General features: G+C 69.3%; 2 protein-coding genes. One reads left to right on the top strand and one right to left on the bottom strand.

Translation table 11 applies throughout. The features are described 5' to 3' along the window. Positions 1-191 precede the first annotated feature (191 nt). A complete protein-coding gene (locus EET03_RS27920; protein ID WP_075543114.1) occupies positions 192-773 on the bottom strand; it encodes a helix-turn-helix domain-containing protein in 582 nt (193 codons plus the stop codon). A gap of 68 nt (positions 774-841) precedes the next feature. Here EET03_RS27920 and EET03_RS30980 point away from each other — a divergent pair. Beyond that, positions 842-1,047 (top strand): hypothetical protein (locus EET03_RS30980; protein WP_208649153.1); only part of this gene is annotated, 206 nt, incomplete at its 3' end.

Below are 1,047 nucleotides of genomic sequence, written 5' to 3'. Positions count from 1 at the left end.
TGTTGCCCGGCACTGAAGATGAACACGACGGCGTCACTCTCGGTGAGGACGAACAGAGGCAGTTGGTGTGCATGCTGACGCGGTCGTGGTCATGGTGCCGGCAGCGTCGCGATGTTGGTGTTCATGGTGGCGGTCGTTTTCGGGCATGCCGAACTGCGGGCCTGGCGACAAAGCCAGGCCCCGGGGAGGCCTCAGCCGGGTGGGGCCAGCAGGCGGCCGCGGGTGTAGAGCCCGATCAGGCTCCATGGCGGTTCGGCAATGCCCAGGCGCTGGCGCGTCCACCAGGCCGCGGCGGCGAGGATGGTTAGGGCGTCGCGCAGCAGGTTGCCGGTAGTGGTCAGCTGGTTGAATGCGTCGGCGTCGAGCTGGATCAGTTCCTGGGCGCCGCGTTGCCACAGCCAGTTGAGATGTCGGCGGTCACGGGCACGGCGGCACCACCGGCGCACGGTCGAGGGCGAGCGACCAAGCGCGGCGGCGATCCGCCGGTATCCCAGGCCTGCGGCTTTGCGCGCCAGCGCGGTGCCGATGACGTCGGTGGTATCGGCGCGGCGTGGCTGCAGCGCTGCTGGCAACAGGATCTGGGTGGCTCCGCACTCGCCGCAGCGCGCCCGCCGGGGCCGCACGTCGACCGCGCCCGAATCGAGTCCACGGACACGACGACGCAGGCCGTAGCCCCACCGCGCCAGGGTGCCGGCGCATCCGCGGCGGGGGCAGTGCATCGTCGCGTCGGTCAGGGCCTGCTCGGCCGATTCGGCGGTGGCGACGATGATCATCGCGCGCTCTGGCGGACATGAGGCACCAGCGTGGTCTATCACGTCATCACCGGGCAAGGGGTCAAATCGTGTTGGCGCTAGCCAGGTTTCCGGTCGGCTCTGCCCAGTGGCTTGGCTCCGTTGGCCACCGTCACCGTGATGACCGGCCCGACATCAGGCGGTTGCCGCTGCCCGCCAGGACACCGCTCGTCGTCACCATGCCGCCGCAGACGAAGCGACTGCCCATCCTCATCCAGAGTGACGCGATCAACCCCATACCGAGTGCCCGTCAACA

The sequence above is a fragment of the Mycobacterium innocens genome, assembly GCF_900566055.1.
Classification (GTDB): domain Bacteria; phylum Actinomycetota; class Actinomycetes; order Mycobacteriales; family Mycobacteriaceae; genus Mycobacterium; species Mycobacterium innocens.
This window is presented reverse-complemented; position numbering and strand designations above follow the sequence as displayed.